This is a genomic window from Microbacterium sp. STF-2 (genome assembly GCF_034650155.1).
In the GTDB taxonomy this organism is placed as follows: domain Bacteria; phylum Actinomycetota; class Actinomycetes; order Actinomycetales; family Microbacteriaceae; genus Microbacterium; species Microbacterium maritypicum_A.
In genome coordinates this window covers 545,297-559,857 of sequence record NZ_JARKMW010000001.1, presented here as the reverse complement: position 1 = coordinate 559,857, position 14,561 = coordinate 545,297, and the positions used below count along the sequence as shown (strand labels likewise).

The 14,561-nt window shown below is 68.1% G+C and carries 14 protein-coding genes and 1 tRNA gene; 10 read left to right on the top strand and 5 right to left on the bottom strand.

Translation table 11 applies throughout. The features are described from left to right. Positions 1 to 35: 35 nt before the first annotated feature. Both MicroSTF_RS02690 and MicroSTF_RS02685 read right to left on the bottom strand, forming a co-directional pair. On the bottom strand, positions 36 to 623 hold the full coding sequence (locus MicroSTF_RS02690; RefSeq protein WP_021200546.1) for a histidine phosphatase family protein: 588 nt from the start codon (positions 621 to 623) through the stop codon (positions 36 to 38). Beyond that, positions 620 to 1,459, bottom strand: coding sequence for a Sir2 family NAD-dependent protein deacetylase (locus tag MicroSTF_RS02685; protein WP_021200547.1), 840 nt, complete (start codon positions 1,457 to 1,459; stop codon positions 620 to 622). Before MicroSTF_RS02685 ends, MicroSTF_RS02690 begins: the two co-directional genes overlap by 4 nt. 115 nt (positions 1,460 to 1,574) lie before the next feature. Here MicroSTF_RS02685 and MicroSTF_RS02680 point away from each other — a divergent pair, with 115 nt between their 5' ends. After that, positions 1,575 to 2,375, top strand: coding sequence for a TrmH family RNA methyltransferase (locus MicroSTF_RS02680; RefSeq protein ID WP_029259212.1), 801 nt, complete (start codon positions 1,575 to 1,577; stop codon positions 2,373 to 2,375). Positions 2,376 to 2,379: 4 nt separating this feature from the next. Here the strand turns inward: MicroSTF_RS02680 and MicroSTF_RS02675 are convergent, their stop codons facing one another. After that, complete coding sequence (locus MicroSTF_RS02675; protein WP_021200549.1) at positions 2,380 to 3,222, bottom strand: SGNH/GDSL hydrolase family protein; 843 nt, start codon at positions 3,220 to 3,222, stop codon at positions 2,380 to 2,382. A gap of 147 nt (positions 3,223 to 3,369) precedes the next feature. Here MicroSTF_RS02675 and MicroSTF_RS02670 point away from each other — a divergent pair, with 147 nt between their 5' ends. Both MicroSTF_RS02670 and MicroSTF_RS02665 read left to right on the top strand, forming a co-directional pair. Further along, entirely contained in the window at positions 3,370 to 5,112 is a 1,743-nt protein-coding gene (locus tag MicroSTF_RS02670; protein WP_021200550.1) for a DEAD/DEAH box helicase, read from the top strand. 145 nt (positions 5,113 to 5,257) lie between these two features. Next, a complete protein-coding gene (locus MicroSTF_RS02665) occupies positions 5,258 to 6,355 on the top strand; it encodes a VIT1/CCC1 transporter family protein (protein ID WP_021200551.1) in 1,098 nt (365 codons plus the stop codon). 267 nt (positions 6,356 to 6,622) lie between these two features. On the opposite strand, the gene MicroSTF_RS02660 is transcribed toward MicroSTF_RS02665, so the two are convergent. Then, a tRNA-Leu gene (locus MicroSTF_RS02660) sits at positions 6,623 to 6,705 on the bottom strand. A 111-nt stretch (positions 6,706 to 6,816) separates the two neighbouring features. Between MicroSTF_RS02660 and MicroSTF_RS02655 the strand changes: the two genes are divergently transcribed. Together MicroSTF_RS02655 and MicroSTF_RS02650 are read left to right on the top strand one after the other, a co-directional pair. Next, entirely contained in the window at positions 6,817 to 8,112 is a 1,296-nt protein-coding gene (locus tag MicroSTF_RS02655; RefSeq protein ID WP_029259215.1) for a M20/M25/M40 family metallo-hydrolase, read from the top strand. 40 nt (positions 8,113 to 8,152) lie between these two features. Next, positions 8,153 to 8,977, top strand: coding sequence for an undecaprenyl-diphosphate phosphatase (locus MicroSTF_RS02650; protein WP_021200554.1), 825 nt, complete (start codon positions 8,153 to 8,155; stop codon positions 8,975 to 8,977). Positions 8,978 to 8,984: 7 nt separating this feature from the next. On the opposite strand, the gene MicroSTF_RS02645 is transcribed toward MicroSTF_RS02650, so the two are convergent. Beyond that, a complete protein-coding gene (locus tag MicroSTF_RS02645) occupies positions 8,985 to 9,833 on the bottom strand; it encodes a PAC2 family protein (protein ID WP_029259216.1) in 849 nt (282 codons plus the stop codon). Between the two features lie 81 nt (positions 9,834 to 9,914). Here MicroSTF_RS02645 and MicroSTF_RS02640 point away from each other — a divergent pair, with 81 nt between their 5' ends. From MicroSTF_RS02640 to MicroSTF_RS02620, 5 genes are read left to right on the top strand one after another with little or no spacing between them, the layout of a single operon-like run. Further along, a complete protein-coding gene (locus MicroSTF_RS02640) occupies positions 9,915 to 10,607 on the top strand; it encodes an HAD family hydrolase (protein WP_029259217.1) in 693 nt (230 codons plus the stop codon). Next, positions 10,604 to 11,623: a tRNA (adenine-N1)-methyltransferase gene (locus MicroSTF_RS02635; RefSeq protein WP_029259218.1), complete on the top strand. Its 1,020-nt coding sequence runs from the start codon at positions 10,604 to 10,606 to the stop codon at positions 11,621 to 11,623. Before MicroSTF_RS02640 ends, MicroSTF_RS02635 begins: the two co-directional genes overlap by 4 nt. A gap of 10 nt (positions 11,624 to 11,633) precedes the next feature. Further along, positions 11,634 to 12,545, top strand: a complete 912-nt coding sequence (locus MicroSTF_RS02630) for a hypothetical protein (RefSeq protein ID WP_136024885.1) — start codon at positions 11,634 to 11,636, stop codon at positions 12,543 to 12,545. Then, positions 12,545 to 13,537: a helix-turn-helix transcriptional regulator gene (locus MicroSTF_RS02625; RefSeq protein ID WP_021200559.1), complete on the top strand. Its 993-nt coding sequence runs from the start codon at positions 12,545 to 12,547 to the stop codon at positions 13,535 to 13,537. The genes MicroSTF_RS02630 and MicroSTF_RS02625 overlap by 1 nt, the downstream gene beginning before the upstream one ends. Further along, positions 13,534 to 14,517 (top strand): helix-turn-helix transcriptional regulator, encoded by a 984-nt coding sequence (locus MicroSTF_RS02620; protein ID WP_029259221.1) that lies wholly within the window; start codon positions 13,534 to 13,536, stop codon positions 14,515 to 14,517. Before MicroSTF_RS02625 ends, MicroSTF_RS02620 begins: the two co-directional genes overlap by 4 nt. Positions 14,518 to 14,561: the final 44 nt, after the last annotated feature.

Sequence of the window (14,561 nt, the reverse complement as noted above, 5' to 3'; positions counted from 1 at the left end):
TGATCAGGGCAGCAGCTGATCAGAGCAGCAGCTGATCAGAGGACCGGAGATTCCTCGAGCAGCCGAAGGTATCCGGGAGCTGCCACGAACCGATGCGCCGAGCCGTTCTGAAGGACCTGGCCGTCCCGGGGGAGGGTTCCGCCGGAGACGTGGTCGATCACGGCCCGGATCACTCCGCCATGGGCGACCACGATGACCGACTCCGCGCGAGGAGCGGACCGCCGGCGTGCGTCTCGGGCGATCTCGTGCAGCGCCGCGATGGCCCGTTCGCCGACCTCGTGCAGGGACTCGGCCCCGGGAACCTCCGCATGCCAATCCCCGTAGGTCCTGATGTAGTCCGGCACGAGCATGCCTTCGCCCTCGCCGAACTCGCGCTCACGGATGTCGGGGACGACTCCGGTGATCTCCAGCCCCAGCCGATCCGCGATGATCTCCGCCGTCTCCCTCGCTCGCAGCAGGGGGCTGGTGTAGACGGCATGATGCGTACCGGCAGCGAGCCTCTCCGCCGCCCACCGCGCGTCGTCGCGCCCCGTCTCGTTCAGCGGGATGTCGGTGGAGCCTTGGATGCGCTTGGCGAGGTTCCAGTCGGTCTGACCGTGGCGGACGAGGGTGAGGTGGGTCACGAGAGGAGTTCCTGGAGTGCGGGGAGCACGTCGCTGGTGCCGGCGGCGATGGTGAGGTGCGCCCAGGCATCCGCGCGCGTCGGCTCACGGTTAACGATGATCAAGGGGATGTTGCGGCGACGGGCGCGCTCGACGAGACGCACGCCGGAGTTGACGACCAGCGAGGAACCCGCGACGATCAGTGCGGTGCTCGAGCGCAGCAGCGACTCGGCGGCACGGAAGCGGTCCTGGGGAACGTATTCGCCGAAGAAGACCACATCCGGCTTGAGCGTCCCTGCGCACACCGTGCACACCGGGACGATGAACCCCTCCGTGCTCTCAGGCAGGACGTCGCCGTCGGGAGCGAGCGCGATGTTCTCCGGCACCGTGATCCAGGGGTTGAGCTCCTCGATCTGCACGGCGACATCGCGGCGGTCGAACACCTGACCGCACTTGAGGCACAGCACGCGGCGCATCGTCCCGTGCACCTCGATCACGTGCGAGCTCCCGGCTCGCAGATGCAGACCGTCGACGTTCTGCGTGATGACTCCGGATACCGTGCCCCCGGTTTCGAGTTGCGCCAGCGCGATATGTCCCGGGTTCGGCTCAGCTCGGGCGAACGCGCGCCAACCGAGATGGCTCCCGACCCAGTACCGACGCCGCGCGGCCTCATCGCCCAAGAATGTCTGGATCGTCATCGGATCGCTGCGGGTTCTGGCGCCTTCACCGCGATAGGCGGGGATACCGGAATCGGTCGAGATACCGGCGCCGGTGAGAAGTGCGATGCGCTTCTCGCGCAGCAACTCGGCGGCGTGGGCGATGGTGGCCGACAGCTCGGCGGGATTCGACACGCTCACGGGACCTCCTCGAGCGAGTCTACGGTGCGGGGACGGACACGGCGCCCGCCGACGGGGCGTCAGCGCGAGAGACGCCGTGCGAGGCCTGCCCACGGACGATGGCAGAGTGGACATCGTGGAACTACTGCCTGTGACCGATGCCGACGACCCGCGTCTCGACGACTACCGCGGACTCACCGACACCGCGCTTCGTGCCCTGTCTGAGCCGTCGGGTGGTCTCTACATCGCGGAATCGACGAAGGTGATCGCCCGCGCGGTGGCGGCTGGACATCGTCCGCGTTCCGTGCTGGTCCAGGAGCGCCGGGTGGAGGACATCCGGAGGATCGTCGGCGATCTCGATGTGCCCGTGTACGTGGTACCGGATGAGATCGCCGAGACGGTGACCGGCTTCGCGGTGCACAGGGGGACGATCGCGTCGATGCACCGCCCCGAGCTGCCGTCGGTTCACGACGTGATCCAGGGCGCGACCCTCGTGCTCATCCTCGAGAACATCGGCGACCACACCAACGTCGGAGCGGCCTTCCGTGCGGCTGCCGGGCTGGGGGCCGACGCGGTGCTGGTGTCGCCAGGGGGCGCCGACCCGCTGTACCGTCGCAGTGTCCGCGTGAGCATGGGGACCGTGTTCCAGGTGCCGTGGACGCGTATCCCCGACTGGGATTCCGCCATCGCAGACCTTCACGCCGCGGGCTTCGACATCGCGGCCCTCGCGCTGCGTGACGACGCGGTGACGCTCGACACCTACGCCGCCGATCGTCCGGAACGCGTCGCACTCGTCATGGGCTCGGAGGGCGACGGCCTCTCGCGCGAGGCGATGGAGGGTGCAGACACCATCGTCACCATCCCGATGTCCGGCGGGGTCGACTCGCTCAACGTCGCATCCGCCGCCGCGGTCGCGCTCTGGTCGATGAAAGCCTGACCTCTCAGTCCCTCTCCGGAGGGGTCTGCTCGAATCGGAACACCGGCGAGGGCTCCGGACGCTTCGCCGCGAGGTTGTCTCCGGATGACTGGTGCCGCAACCTCCGGAGCACCCACGGCACCAGGTGCTCGCGTGCCCAGCCGAGGTCCTCGGCGCGCGCCTCTCGCCACGTCCGCAGCGGGAACGGCTCGGGCTGCATGGCCTCGAGGTCGTTCGGCACGTTCAGCGCGCGCAGCGCCATCCGTGCCACCTCGTGGTGACCGAGGGCGTTGTAGTGCAGGCGGTCGTCGTCGAAGAACCGCATGTCCTGCACGACCTTGAGCGCCCACTGATCGGCGACGATGCAGTCATGACGCTCGGCGATCGCACGGACGTTCTCGTTGTAGATCGCGACCTTGCCGCGGAACGCCCGGAACACCGGCGTGAAGGCGGTGTCGATCCCGGTGAAGAGGAGCACGGCCGCTCCCGTCGAGGCCAGTCGGGCCACGGCGTCTTCGAGCTGACTCGCGATGGCGTCCGGATCGGTCCCGGGGCGGATCACGTCGTTGCCGCCCGCACAGATCGACACCAGATCGGGGTGGAGCGCCACGGCCGGCTCGATCTGGTCGGCGACGATCTGTGCGATGAGTTTGCCGCGGACGGCGAGGTTGGCGTAGGCGAAGTCGTCCACCTGCGAGGCGAGCACCTCCGCGACGCGGTCGGCCCAGCCGCGGTGGCTGCCGGGATGTGCGGGATCCGGGTCGCCGATGCCCTCCGTGAACGAATCGCCGATCGCGACGAAACGCCGCCACGGATGTGCGGTCTCGTTCGGAACGTAGGGGGTTCGAGTCGAATCCTGGTCGGTCATCCCGCTCTCCTTCACGAACATTCTGCCCGGCGGAGGTGACCGCTGCGCAGTGACAGAGCCTACTGCAGGCGCACGTCCGGGGCAGGGGCACGCGCGGGAACGGCGGCGAGTGATCCCGTGTCCCCGGCAGCGATTATCGTGGAGTCGATGCTCTCTCCGTCCTTTCCACAGCGTGCCCCTTGGGGCACCGCGAACAAGCTGCGCGCGTGGCAGCAGGAGGCCCTCGAACAGTACTTCGCCGCGGATCAGCGCGACTTCCTCGTGGCCGCCACCCCCGGTGCAGGGAAGACCACGTTCGCTCTCACCCTGGCGGTCGAACTCATGCGCATGGGCGAGGTCAACCGCATCATCGTGGTGGCTCCGACCGAGCATCTCAAGACGCAGTGGGCCGATGCCGCCGCGCGCGTGCACATCCGCCTCGACCCCCGCTTCCGCAACAGCGACTGGGCACCCGCCCGCCACTATCACGGCGCCGTCGTGACGTACGCGCAGGTCGCGGCGAAGTCCTCCGTGCACCGGCATCTCACGGAAGACGCGAAGACGCTGGTGATCCTCGACGAGGTCCACCACGGCGGTGATGCGCTGAGCTGGGGCGACGCCATCCGCGATGCGTACGGTCCCGCCAAGCGGCGTCTCCTGCTCTCCGGAACCCCGTTCCGCAGCGACACGGCACCGATCCCGTTCGTCGAATACCACCCCGACGAATCCGGCGCGCGCATCTCTCGCACCGACTACAACTACGGCTACGGTCGTGCGCTGGCCGACGGCGTCGTCCGACCTGTCCTGTTCCACATGTATGCGGGCAAGATGCGGTGGCGCACGACGACGGGCGACGAACTCGAGACGCACCTGGGCCAGGACAACACGAAAGACGTGACTTCGCAGGCCTGGCGCACCGCGCTCGACCCCGAGGGCGACTGGATGCCGGCCGTGCTGTCGGCCGCAGACCGCCGCCTCACCGAGATCCGCCACCACGTCCCCGACGCCGGCGGTCTGGTGCTGGCGACCGATCAGACCGTCGCCCGGGCATACGCCAAGATCCTGCACAGCATCACGGGCCAGCAGGCCACGGTCGTGCTCTCCGACGACGCGACCGCCTCGGAACGCATCGAGAAGTTCAGCGCGAATGACTCCCGGTGGATGGTGGCCGTGCGCATGGTGTCGGAGGGTGTCGACGTGCCGCGCCTCGCGGTGGGCGTGTACGCGACCTCCTCGTCGACTCCGCTGTTCTTCGCCCAAGCCATCGGTCGTTTCGTGCGGGCCCGACGCCGCGGTGAGGCCGCCAGCGTGTTCCTTCCGCAGGTCCCCGTGCTCATGGGGCTCGCGAACGAGATGGACAAGCAGCGTGACCACGCACTCGACCGGCAGTCGAAGGAGGACGACGGGCTGGAAGACTCCCTGCTCGAGAGCGCGAATCGCGAGGAGGAGACCTCGGACGCGCTGACGCAGGAGTTCAGCTATCAGGCGCTCTCGTCCGTCGCGCACTTCGATCGCGTGGTGTTCGAAGGTCAGGAGTTCGGACAGCTCGCAGAACCCGGCACACCGGAAGAGGAGGAGTTCATCGGATTCCCCGGTCTCCTCGAACCGGAACACGTCCACGAACTGCTCATGCAGCGTCAGTCCCGTCAATCGCGTCTGCGTGAAGCGCGAGAAGCCTCGACCGCACCAACCGAGACGACGACGCTGCCCCCGCCCCTGCATCGCACGCTCAAAGAGCAGCGACAGCTTCTGAACAGTCTCGTCGGACTCTACGCCCGGCAGAAGGGCGAGCCCCACGGCGCGGTGCATGCCGAGCTCCGACGGATCTGCGGAGGTCCGGCCGTCGCCCAGGCGACGGTGACCCAGCTGCAGTCGCGCATCGAGGTTCTCCGCAAACGCGTGCGTTCCTGAGGACCACAGGACCGCATGACGTCCGGCCGGTGCTTCGGATCCCCGAAATGCTGTCAATCCGCGCCTGAGCAGGGTTCCTGCGCGCCTTCAGAGCTAGCGTTGAACGGTTGCCCGCGCACCGGGCACCGTCTTTTCTGGAGGATCCATGACAGCCCCCGCCGCAGTCGAACCGACGCCAGCCGACCGCCGACGCTGGGCGCGCTATCTCGTCGAGGAGCGTGCCGAAGGCGCCGTTTATCAGAAGCTCGCTGCACGACGAGAGGGGGAGGAGCGCGACATCCTGCTGAGTCTCGCTGACGCCGAACGCCGCCATGAGCAGCATTGGCTCGATCTTCTCGGCAGCGAGCCGAAGCGACTTCCCCGCGCCGGAGTGCGTTCGCGACTCCTCGGCTGGATGGCCGGTCGTTTCGGGTCCATCTTCGTCCTGGCTCTCGCCCAGAGCGCGGAGGCGCGTTCCCCCTACGATGCGGAGCAGTACGCCACCCCCGCGATGCGGGCCGACGAGAAGGTTCACTACGAGGTCGTGCGCGGGCTCGCGGCACGCGGCCGCAGGCGCCTCTCCGGATCCTTCCGTGCAGCCGTCTTCGGAGCGAACGACGGCCTCGTGAGCAACCTGGCGCTCGTCCTCGGCATCGGCGCGACAGGGGTGAGCTCCGGTTTCGTGCTCTTCAGCGGCATCGCTGGTCTCCTGGCCGGAGCGCTGTCCATGGGGGCGGGGGAGTTCGTCTCCGTACGATCCCAGCGCGAGCTGCTCGCAGCCACCGAGGCGAACGAAGACGCCCACGCGTCGGCCGGCGATCTCGACATCGACGAGAACGAGCTCGCGCTCGTCTACCGCGCACGGGGCATGGAGCAGGAGGAATCGCTGGCGCGCGCCCGGCGCATCGTGAGCGCAGCCCAGGCCGGGGCGCGCCGGGCCGCGACCGGTCCGGTCGACATCCAGGGCGGCGACGCACACGAGATCGTCGGCAGCGATTGGACGGCCGCGATCTCGAGCTTCCTCCTCTTCGCCTCCGGGGCGATCATCCCGGTGCTGCCCTGGATATTCGGCCTGGAGGGAACGACGGCCGTCGTCGTCGCACTCGTGCTCGTCGGCATCGCGCTCCTGAGCACCGGCGCGATGGTGGGCGTGCTCTCGGGCGGCCCGCCCCTGCGCCGCGCCCTGCGCCAACTCGCCATCGGCTTCGGCGCAGCCGCCATCACCTACCTGCTGGGCCTTCTCTTCGGAGTCAGCGCGGCGTGACCGGCAGCGACTCCTGTTCCTGCGATCGCGTGATCGCCGGAACAGGATAGCGGCCATCGACGACGACGGAGGCGGGCTTTGTACATCCGCATCACCGGACGGAGTTCTCCCGATGGAGCGGAGCCCGGTAGCTCCGGATCAAGGCGCGGCGTGTATCTCCGCTCTCCGGTGAGCTGTTCCCCGCGTCGTCGACGCACACGACGTCGGTCGTCCACACGACAACAAAGAAGGCCCCGGATCCAGGGATCCGGGGCCTTCTTCTTCCTGTGCGCGGAGGGGGACTTGAACCCCCACGCCCTTACGGGCACTACGACCTCAACGTAGCGCGTCTACCATTCCGCCACCCGCGCAGGTGTTGGATGATCGTTGCCGACCGAAGAATGACATTACCACGTCCCCAGCGGCCTCTCGAACCGAGGCGCACGCCCGGGCGTGGCGCGCGCTTTCGATAGCCTGGACCCATGACCGATCCGTCTCTTCCGGAGGTCGTCCGCATCGCGAGCGACCTGATCCGCTTCGACACCTCCAACTTCGGCGGGGGCAACGCGAAGGGCGAGCGCGAGGCCGCGCAGTATGTCGGTGCCTACCTGGAGGGGCTCGGGCTCGCGGTCGAGTACTACGAGCCGATCCCGCGCCGCACGAACGTGATGGCGAGGGTGCCGGGGCGTGACAGGGACAAGCCCGCGCTCGTCGTGCACGGCCATCTCGACGTCGTTCCCGCCATGGCGGAGGACTGGAGCGTCGACCCGTTCGCCGGCCTCGTGCGGGACGGAATGCTGTGGGGCCGTGGAGCCGTCGACATGAAGAACATGAATGCCATGATCCTCACGTCGGTGGCCGAGATCCTGCGCGCAGGCGAGCAACCGGAACGCGATCTCGTGCTGGCCTTCTTCGCCGACGAGGAGAACGGCGGTGTCGAGGGGTCAGCGCTCGTCGTGCAGAACCGCCCGGAGTGGTTCGAGGGCGCGACGGCCGCCATCAGCGAGGTCGGCGGCTACTCGATCACCGTCGATGACCGACGGGCCTATCTGCTGCAGGTGGGGGAGAAGGCCCTGATCTGGATACGGCTCGTCGCGAAGGGCCGCGCGGGCCACGGAAGCCGCCTGCACGACGACAACGCCGTCACGAAGCTCGCTGAAGCGGTCGCGGCGATCGGGCGCACCCGGTGGCCGATCCGTCTGACGTCGACGACCAGGGCCCTGCTGGAGGGCCTGAGCGACCTGACCGGGCGCAGCGTCGACGACCCCGATGCCCTCGCCGCAGCCGCGGGACCGGCCGAGGCCTTCCTGCGGTCCTCGTTCCGCACGACGACGAACCCGACAGCGCTGGCAGCGGGCTACAAGCACAATGTGATCCCGGAGCGCGCCGAGGCGCTGATCGACGTACGGGTGATCCCCGGGACCGAGGACGACGTCCTCGCCGAGCTGCAGCAGATCGTCGGAGACGAGATCGTCATCGAGACGGTCGTCCGCGACATCGGGATGGAGACGCCGTTCGAGGGCGAGCTCGTGGAGGCGATGGTCGCCAGCATCGGCCGCCACGACCCGGGGGTTCCGGTCATCCCGTATCTGCTCGGTGCCGGCACGGACAACAAGGCACTGGCATACCTGGGCATCACCGGCTACGGCTTCGCGCCGCTCAGGCTGCCTGCCGACCTCGACTTCACAGGCATGTTCCACGGAGTCGATGAGCGAGTACCCGTAGAATCGCTTGTCTTCGGCCAGCAGGTTCTGACCGATCTGCTGCGCACGTACTGAGCGCCGCGCGCTCCGTGCCTCCCTGAACTGAAAGCTCTCCATGCACCTGCTCGAAGCACTGATCCTCGGCATCGTCCAGGGACTCACCGAGTTCCTTCCGATCTCCTCCAGCGCTCACCTGCGCATCCTCGGAACGTTCCTCCCCTCGGGTGAGGACCCGGGGGCCGCGTTCACCGCGATCACACAGATCGGCACCGAGGCCGCCGTCGTGGTGTTCTTCTGGCGCGACATCGTGCGCATCGTCACGCAGTGGTTCCGGTCTCTCGTCGGCAAGGCGCCGCGCAACGATCCGGACGCCAGGATGGGCTGGTTGATCATCATCGGCAGCATCCCGATCGTGGTCCTCGGGCTCCTTTTCCAGGATCAGATCGAGACCGTGCTCCGATCGATGTGGATCGTCGCCGTCATGCTGATCGTGTTCGGCATCCTGCTCGGCGTCGCCGACTACGTGGGAGCGAAGCGCCGAAAGCTCGATGACCTCACCTACCCGCACGGCATCGCCTTCGGTTTCGCGCAGGCGCTGGCGTTGATCCCCGGGGTCTCCCGCTCGGGCGGCACGATCACGATGGGCCTGTTCCTCGGATACGAGCGTGCGGCTGCAGCGCGCTACGCCTTCCTGCTGGCGATCCCCGCCGTCTTCGGCAGCGGCTTCTACCAGGTGTTCAAGAGCTGGGACGAGCCGTCGTTCTTCTCGTTCGGCGACACCCTCGCCGCGACGGGAATCGCCTTCGTGGTGGCACTGGGCGTGATCGCGTTCTTCATGAACTGGATCTCGAAGCGCAGCTTCCTGCCGTTCGTCATCTACCGCATCCTGCTCGGCACCGTCCTGCTGGTCCTTCTCGGCACCGGCGTGATCGCCGCCTGACCCGCGCTCAGCGCTTGCGGTCGCCCGGACCGTCGTCGCGGCGGCGCAGGTAGCGCTCGAATGCCTGGGCGATCGCATCGCCCGACGCCTCGGGGGAGTCCCACGTGTCACGGGTGCGCTCGAGCTGGCGGATGTACTCCGCCATGTCCTCGTCCTCCGATGCGGCGGCATCGATCGACGCCTCCCAGGCGGCGGCCTCCGTGCGCAACGCCGTGCGATCCACATCCACTCCGGTGAGCTCCTCGAGACGGTCGAGGAGGGCGAGCGTGACCTTCGGCGACGGTGTCGCCGAAGCGACGTAGTGCGGCACGCTCGCCCACAGGCTCGCGGTGGGGATGCCGGCGTTCTCCGCGAAGTGCTCGAAGACGGTGAGGATCCCCACGGGGCCCTCGTACAGCGAGCGTTCCAGACCATGTGCCTCGCGCACCTGCTCGTTCTGGCTGGAGGCGAAGATCGAGATCGGCCGTGTGTGCGGAACGTCGGACAGCATGGCGCCGAGGGTGACGAGACCGGTGATGTCGTCGCGCAGAGCGATGTCGATGAACTCGGAGGCGAACGCCTGCCAGGTGCGCGCCGGCTCGGCTCCGGTGAGAAGCCAGAACTCCGGGCCCGGGCCGGGGTTCCGAGGACGCCACAGACCTGCTTCCGGCCAGGTGAGCTGACGACGGCCTTCCGCATCCATCCGCGTCGACGGACGCGTGTACTGGTAGTCGAAGTACAGCTCGGGGTCGACGGAATGCACGAGATCGTATTCCGACGGGGAGCGCAGCGCCTCGATGGCGCTGCTCGCCGCTTCACCCGCGTCATTCCAGCCGTCGAAGGCGGCGATGACGATGCGCGGACCGAGAACATCCATCGAGGGCTCCCTTCGAGATCGCGGTCGTGATCCTTCCAGGCTAGTCCGCGAAGGCGGGGAGCGGGCGGCACCACGGCTAGCATGGGTTCAGTGAGCAGAAAGCCCAGCGCGGTCCTATGGGACATGGACGGAACACTCGTCGACACCGAACCGTATTGGATGGCGGCCGAGACAGCACTGGTCGAGTCCTTCGGCGGATCCTGGACCCACGAAGACGCTCTGCAGCTCGTCGGCAGCGGATTGATCGACAGCGCGGTGATCCTTCAGAATGCCGGAGTCGCCATGGAAGCCGAGGCGATCGTCTCCCACCTGACCGACGTCGTGCAGGAATCGCTCCGCACGCAGGGCGTCCCGTTCCGTCCCGGCGCGCGCGAACTGCTCCGGGATCTCCGGGCGGCGGGCATCCCGACCGGGCTCGTGACGATGTCGCTGCGTCGGATGGCTCTGAACGTCGTGGATCTGATCGATTTCGAGGCCTTCGACATCGTCGTCGCGGGGGATGACGTCGACAACCCCAAGCCGCACCCCGAGCCGTATCTACAGGCCGCAGCCCTCCTCGATGTCGACATCGCCGAGGTGATCGTCATCGAGGACTCGCCCACCGGTGTCCGTGCCGGCCTCGCCTCCGGAGCGCTGACGCTCGCCGTTCCGCACATCGTCCCGCTGGATCACCTCGGGGCGCACGAGCTGTGGCCGACGCTCGCCGGCCGGGGAGCCGCCGACCTCACCGATCTCTATGACAGCAGCACCGCCTCGACAGGAGCGACCCGATGACCGACTCCCGAGCTCCGCGGCCCAGCGGGCCGTTCCGCGCCGGCGATCGCGTGCAGCTGACCGGTCCGAAAGGCCGTCTGCACACCGTGACGCTCCGCGAGGACGGCGAGCTCCACACGCACCAGGGCGTGCTCCGTCATCGCGACCTGATCGGGCTGCCCGACGGCTCCGTCGTCGCCAACAGCTCGGGACACGACTACCTGGCGTTGCGTCCGCTGCTGCGCGACTTCGCGATGTCGATGCCGCGCGGCGCCGCGATCGTGTACCCCAAAGACGCGGCGCAGATCGTGATGCAGGCGGACATCTTCCCTGGCTCGGTGGTCGTGGAGGCCGGGGTCGGTTCCGGCGCGCTCTCGCTCTCGCTCCTGCGTGCGGTGGGTCCGGCGGGGAGGCTCATCTCGTTCGAGCGCCGTGAAGATTTCGCCGATGTGGCGCGCGGCAACGTCGAGACGTTCTTCGGCGAGCACCCGGACACCTGGCGGGTCGTCGTCGGCGATCTCGTCGAGGCGTTGCCGACGGAGACCGCTCCGGCCTCCGTCGACCGCGTCGTGCTCGACATGCTGGCGCCGTGGGAGTGCATGGATGCCGTCGCTGAGGCCCTCACCCCTGGCGGGGTCGTGCTCTGCTACGTGGCGACCGCGACACAGCTCTCCCGGGTGGCCGAGTACATCCGTGGCACGGGGCTCTTCACCGATCCCGATGCCTCCGAAACGATGGTCCGCGGCTGGCACGTCGAGGGTCTCGCCGTGCGGCCGGATCACCGGATGGTCGCGCACACGGGATTCCTCCTCACCGCACGTCGACTCGCACCGGGCGCCATCGCGCCCTCGGTGAAGCGGCGGGCGTCCAAGAGCAGCTACGGCGACGAAGACGTGGAGGCGTGGACCCCCGGCGCCGTCGGCGACCGCGAGATCAGCGACAAGAACCTGCGCAAGCGCGCGCGGGAGGCGGAGAAGGCCGCCGAGGGGGCGCGCCTGGCCGCCGCATCGCGCGATTCCGGGCACGCGACGGAATAGACTGGAGCGCGTGCGTAAAACGTCCGCCGTTCTGGCCTCTCTCAGCCTTGCCGTCCTCGCCCTCACAGGGTGCACCGCGACCGCATCCGACGGTGTCGCCGCTTGCGATCGCGGGGGCAACGACAAGATCCTGAACGTCGCCGACGTGAGTGGTGACCTCGGCTCGGTCCCGGACGTCACCGTCTTCGGGCCGGTGAAGAGCGACAAGACCTCGTTCGCCGACGTCACCGTCGGCGACGGGCTCGCGCTGGGCTCGGACTTCCAGCCGGTGGTGCTGGACATCGCCTTCTACGGCGGCGACAGCGGCAAGAAGCTCTATCAGTCCGAGTTCAACGGCGACCAGAGCCGCGTCCACAGCATCGACTACTGGGCGCAGCGTTCCGCGGGGCTCTCGGACGTGCTCGAATGCGCGACCGAGGGCAGCCGCGTCCTCGCCGTCCTGACCCCCGAGGACTTCGGCGAGCAGAACGTCCAGGCGTTCGGCCTCGACAAGGGCGAGAACATCGTGGCCGTGATCGATGTGCTCGACGTCATGCCGTCGAAGGCCACGGGAGCGCTCCAGTTCAACGACGCACGCGGCATGCCGACGGTGGTGCGCGCTCCTGACGGAACTCCCGGCATCATCATCCCCGACGTTCCGGCGCCCACCGAGATCACCACCCAGACGCTCATCAAGGGGGACGGCCCGAAGGTGAAGAAGGGCGACATCGTCGTCTCGAACGTCATGGGTGTCGGCTGGGACGACAAGAAGGTCACGACGAGTTCCTGGGGCAAGGATGCCAGCGTCAGCGTTGCTGCAGAGCAACTCGTCGGCGCCACTGTCGGCTCTCAGCTCCTCGTCGTGTTCCCCGCGGCCGAGAACACTCCCGCGACCGCCATCGTCGTCGACATCCTGGGCGCAGTGACGGCGCCTGCGCCGTGATGGCCGCCCGGATCCCCGCGGAGGAGCGCCTGACGAATCTCGTCGTGGCGTTGATGGCCACGGAGATCGGGTTGACCAAGCAGCAGATCCTCGACAACGTCTCCGGCTATCGGCAACGCGCCGAAGCGGGCACCCGCTCGGACGCCCTGGAGAAGATGTTCGAGCGCGACAAGGACGAGCTGCGCTCGCTCGGCGTGCCCATCGAGACCATCGGGGACGCCGCGGACCCGAACGATCTCCGCGAAGCGCGGTACCGCATTCCGCAGGCGGAATACGATCTCCCCAGCGACATCGAGTTCTCGCCCGCCGAGCTGGCGGTGCTGCAACTCGCCGGCAGCGTGTGGAGTGCGGAGTCGGTCTCGGGCGACGCGCAGTCCGGCGTCCGCAAGATCCGAGCCCTCGGCATCGACGGCGATGAACCGATCATCGGGTTCGCGCCGCGCATCACCGCGCGAGACGCCGCCTTCTCACCGCTGCAGGATGCGATCGAGCGGTGCAAGGTGGTGACGTTCGAGTATCTGAAGCCCGGCGAGGACACGCCTCGTCGTCGGCGTATCCGCCCCTTGGCGCTGGTCGACTACGAGGCACGCTGGCATGTCTTCGGCATCGACGTCGACGTCGACGAAGATCGCACGTTCCTCCTCAGCCGGGTCGTCGGCGACGTGCGCGTGAGCACGCAGAGCTTCGACCCCGCGCTGCGCGACGGGGCGGGGGATCGCGCCCTCGCCGGGTTGGAACGCGTCGCATCCGAGAACTCCGCGCTCCTGGAGGTCACGCCAGGAACGGAGGCCGCACTGCGCCTGGGACGACGGGCCACATCCGCCGCACAGGGGATCAACGTCCCCTTCGTCGACCTGCACATCCTCGCGGATGAACTCGCCTCGTACGGTCCGGAAGTCAGAGTGGTCGAACCCGCCCTGCTCCGGGAAGCGGTGATCTCGCGCCTTCGTGCCGTCGTGCGAGCCCACACCGACGTCGAGGAGGCGAAATGAGCGCGAAGGCGAAGCCCCTGCTCGCGGCTGATCGCGTGCGGGTCTATTTGACCCTCGTCCCCTACCTCCTCGAGCACGGCCAGGTCTCTCTCCAGGAGGCGGCGTCAGAGTTCGGCGTGACTCCGCAGGAGATGCGGAGCATGGTCGAGAAGCTCACCGTCATCGGTCTGCCCGGGGAATCGGGCTACTGGCAGCAACCTCAGGAGATGTTCGACATCAACTGGGACCTACTCGATCTGGACGACGTCATCGAGATCACCAACGACGTCGCTCTGCGTCGCGTCCCACGGTTCACCGCGCGTGAGGCTGCCGCGCTCCTGGCGGGTCTGCAGATGGTGGCTGCAGTGCCCGCCGTCTCCGATTCGGGCCTCGTCGCCGGCCTGATCTCCAAACTCTCTCGAGGCGCCGCGGATGCGCCCGCCGATGTGGTCGTCGCTCCGAGCGCCGTCGACGAGGTTCGCGAGGCGGTCGCCCGCGGGCTTCATGAGGGGGTCGCGATCTCCTTCACCTATCAGGCTCCCGACGCAGCCCCGACGACGCGCACGGTCGACCCGATGCAGATCCTCATCACCAACGGACAGTGGTACCTGCAGGGGTGGTGTCACCTCCGACAGGCGATGCGCACCTTCCATCTCGATCGGGTGAGCGCCCCGACGCTGACCGACATCCCGATCACCCATGCGGGCGATCAGGTTCCCGAGGCATTCGCAGGACTCGACGATGAGCGCGAGGTCACGGTTCGTGTCGCCGAGCGGTTGGCTCCGCTCCTGAACGGATTCCTTCCCCCCGGTGAGACCGAGGTGATCGGCGGGGCCGTGACAGCGCGCCTCCATCTCGCCGACCCACGGGGCATCAAGCGGCTGGCTGCGCGCTTCGGCGGAGCGATGGAAGTCCTGGAACCCGGTGTCGCCCGCGCAGCGGCGAGGGACTGGGCTGCCTCGGGACTCGCCCTGTATCGCCAACCCGAAGCAAAGGTTTGATCTGTAGACTGGAGCGAACGCTCACCGACGACGGGAATCCTGAC

Coding starts and splice junctions, on each gene's coding strand:
- MicroSTF_RS02675 (WP_021200549.1), bottom strand. CDS start 3,222: ATGACCGACCAGGATTCGACTCGAACCCCCTACGTTCCGAACGAGACC.
- MicroSTF_RS02670 (WP_021200550.1), top strand. CDS start 3,370: ATGCTCTCTCCGTCCTTTCCACAGCGTGCCCCTTGGGGCACCGCGAAC.
- MicroSTF_RS02665 (WP_021200551.1), top strand. CDS start 5,258: ATGACAGCCCCCGCCGCAGTCGAACCGACGCCAGCCGACCGCCGACGC.
- MicroSTF_RS02655 (WP_029259215.1), top strand. CDS start 6,817: ATGACCGATCCGTCTCTTCCGGAGGTCGTCCGCATCGCGAGCGACCTG.
- MicroSTF_RS02650 (WP_021200554.1), top strand. CDS start 8,153: ATGCACCTGCTCGAAGCACTGATCCTCGGCATCGTCCAGGGACTCACC.
- MicroSTF_RS02645 (WP_029259216.1), bottom strand. CDS start 9,833: ATGGATGTTCTCGGTCCGCGCATCGTCATCGCCGCCTTCGACGGCTGG.
- MicroSTF_RS02640 (WP_029259217.1), top strand. CDS start 9,915: ATGGGTTCAGTGAGCAGAAAGCCCAGCGCGGTCCTATGGGACATGGAC.
- MicroSTF_RS02635 (WP_029259218.1), top strand. CDS start 10,604: ATGACCGACTCCCGAGCTCCGCGGCCCAGCGGGCCGTTCCGCGCCGGC.
- MicroSTF_RS02625 (WP_021200559.1), top strand. CDS start 12,545: ATGGCCGCCCGGATCCCCGCGGAGGAGCGCCTGACGAATCTCGTCGTG.
- MicroSTF_RS02620 (WP_029259221.1), top strand. CDS start 13,534: ATGAGCGCGAAGGCGAAGCCCCTGCTCGCGGCTGATCGCGTGCGGGTC.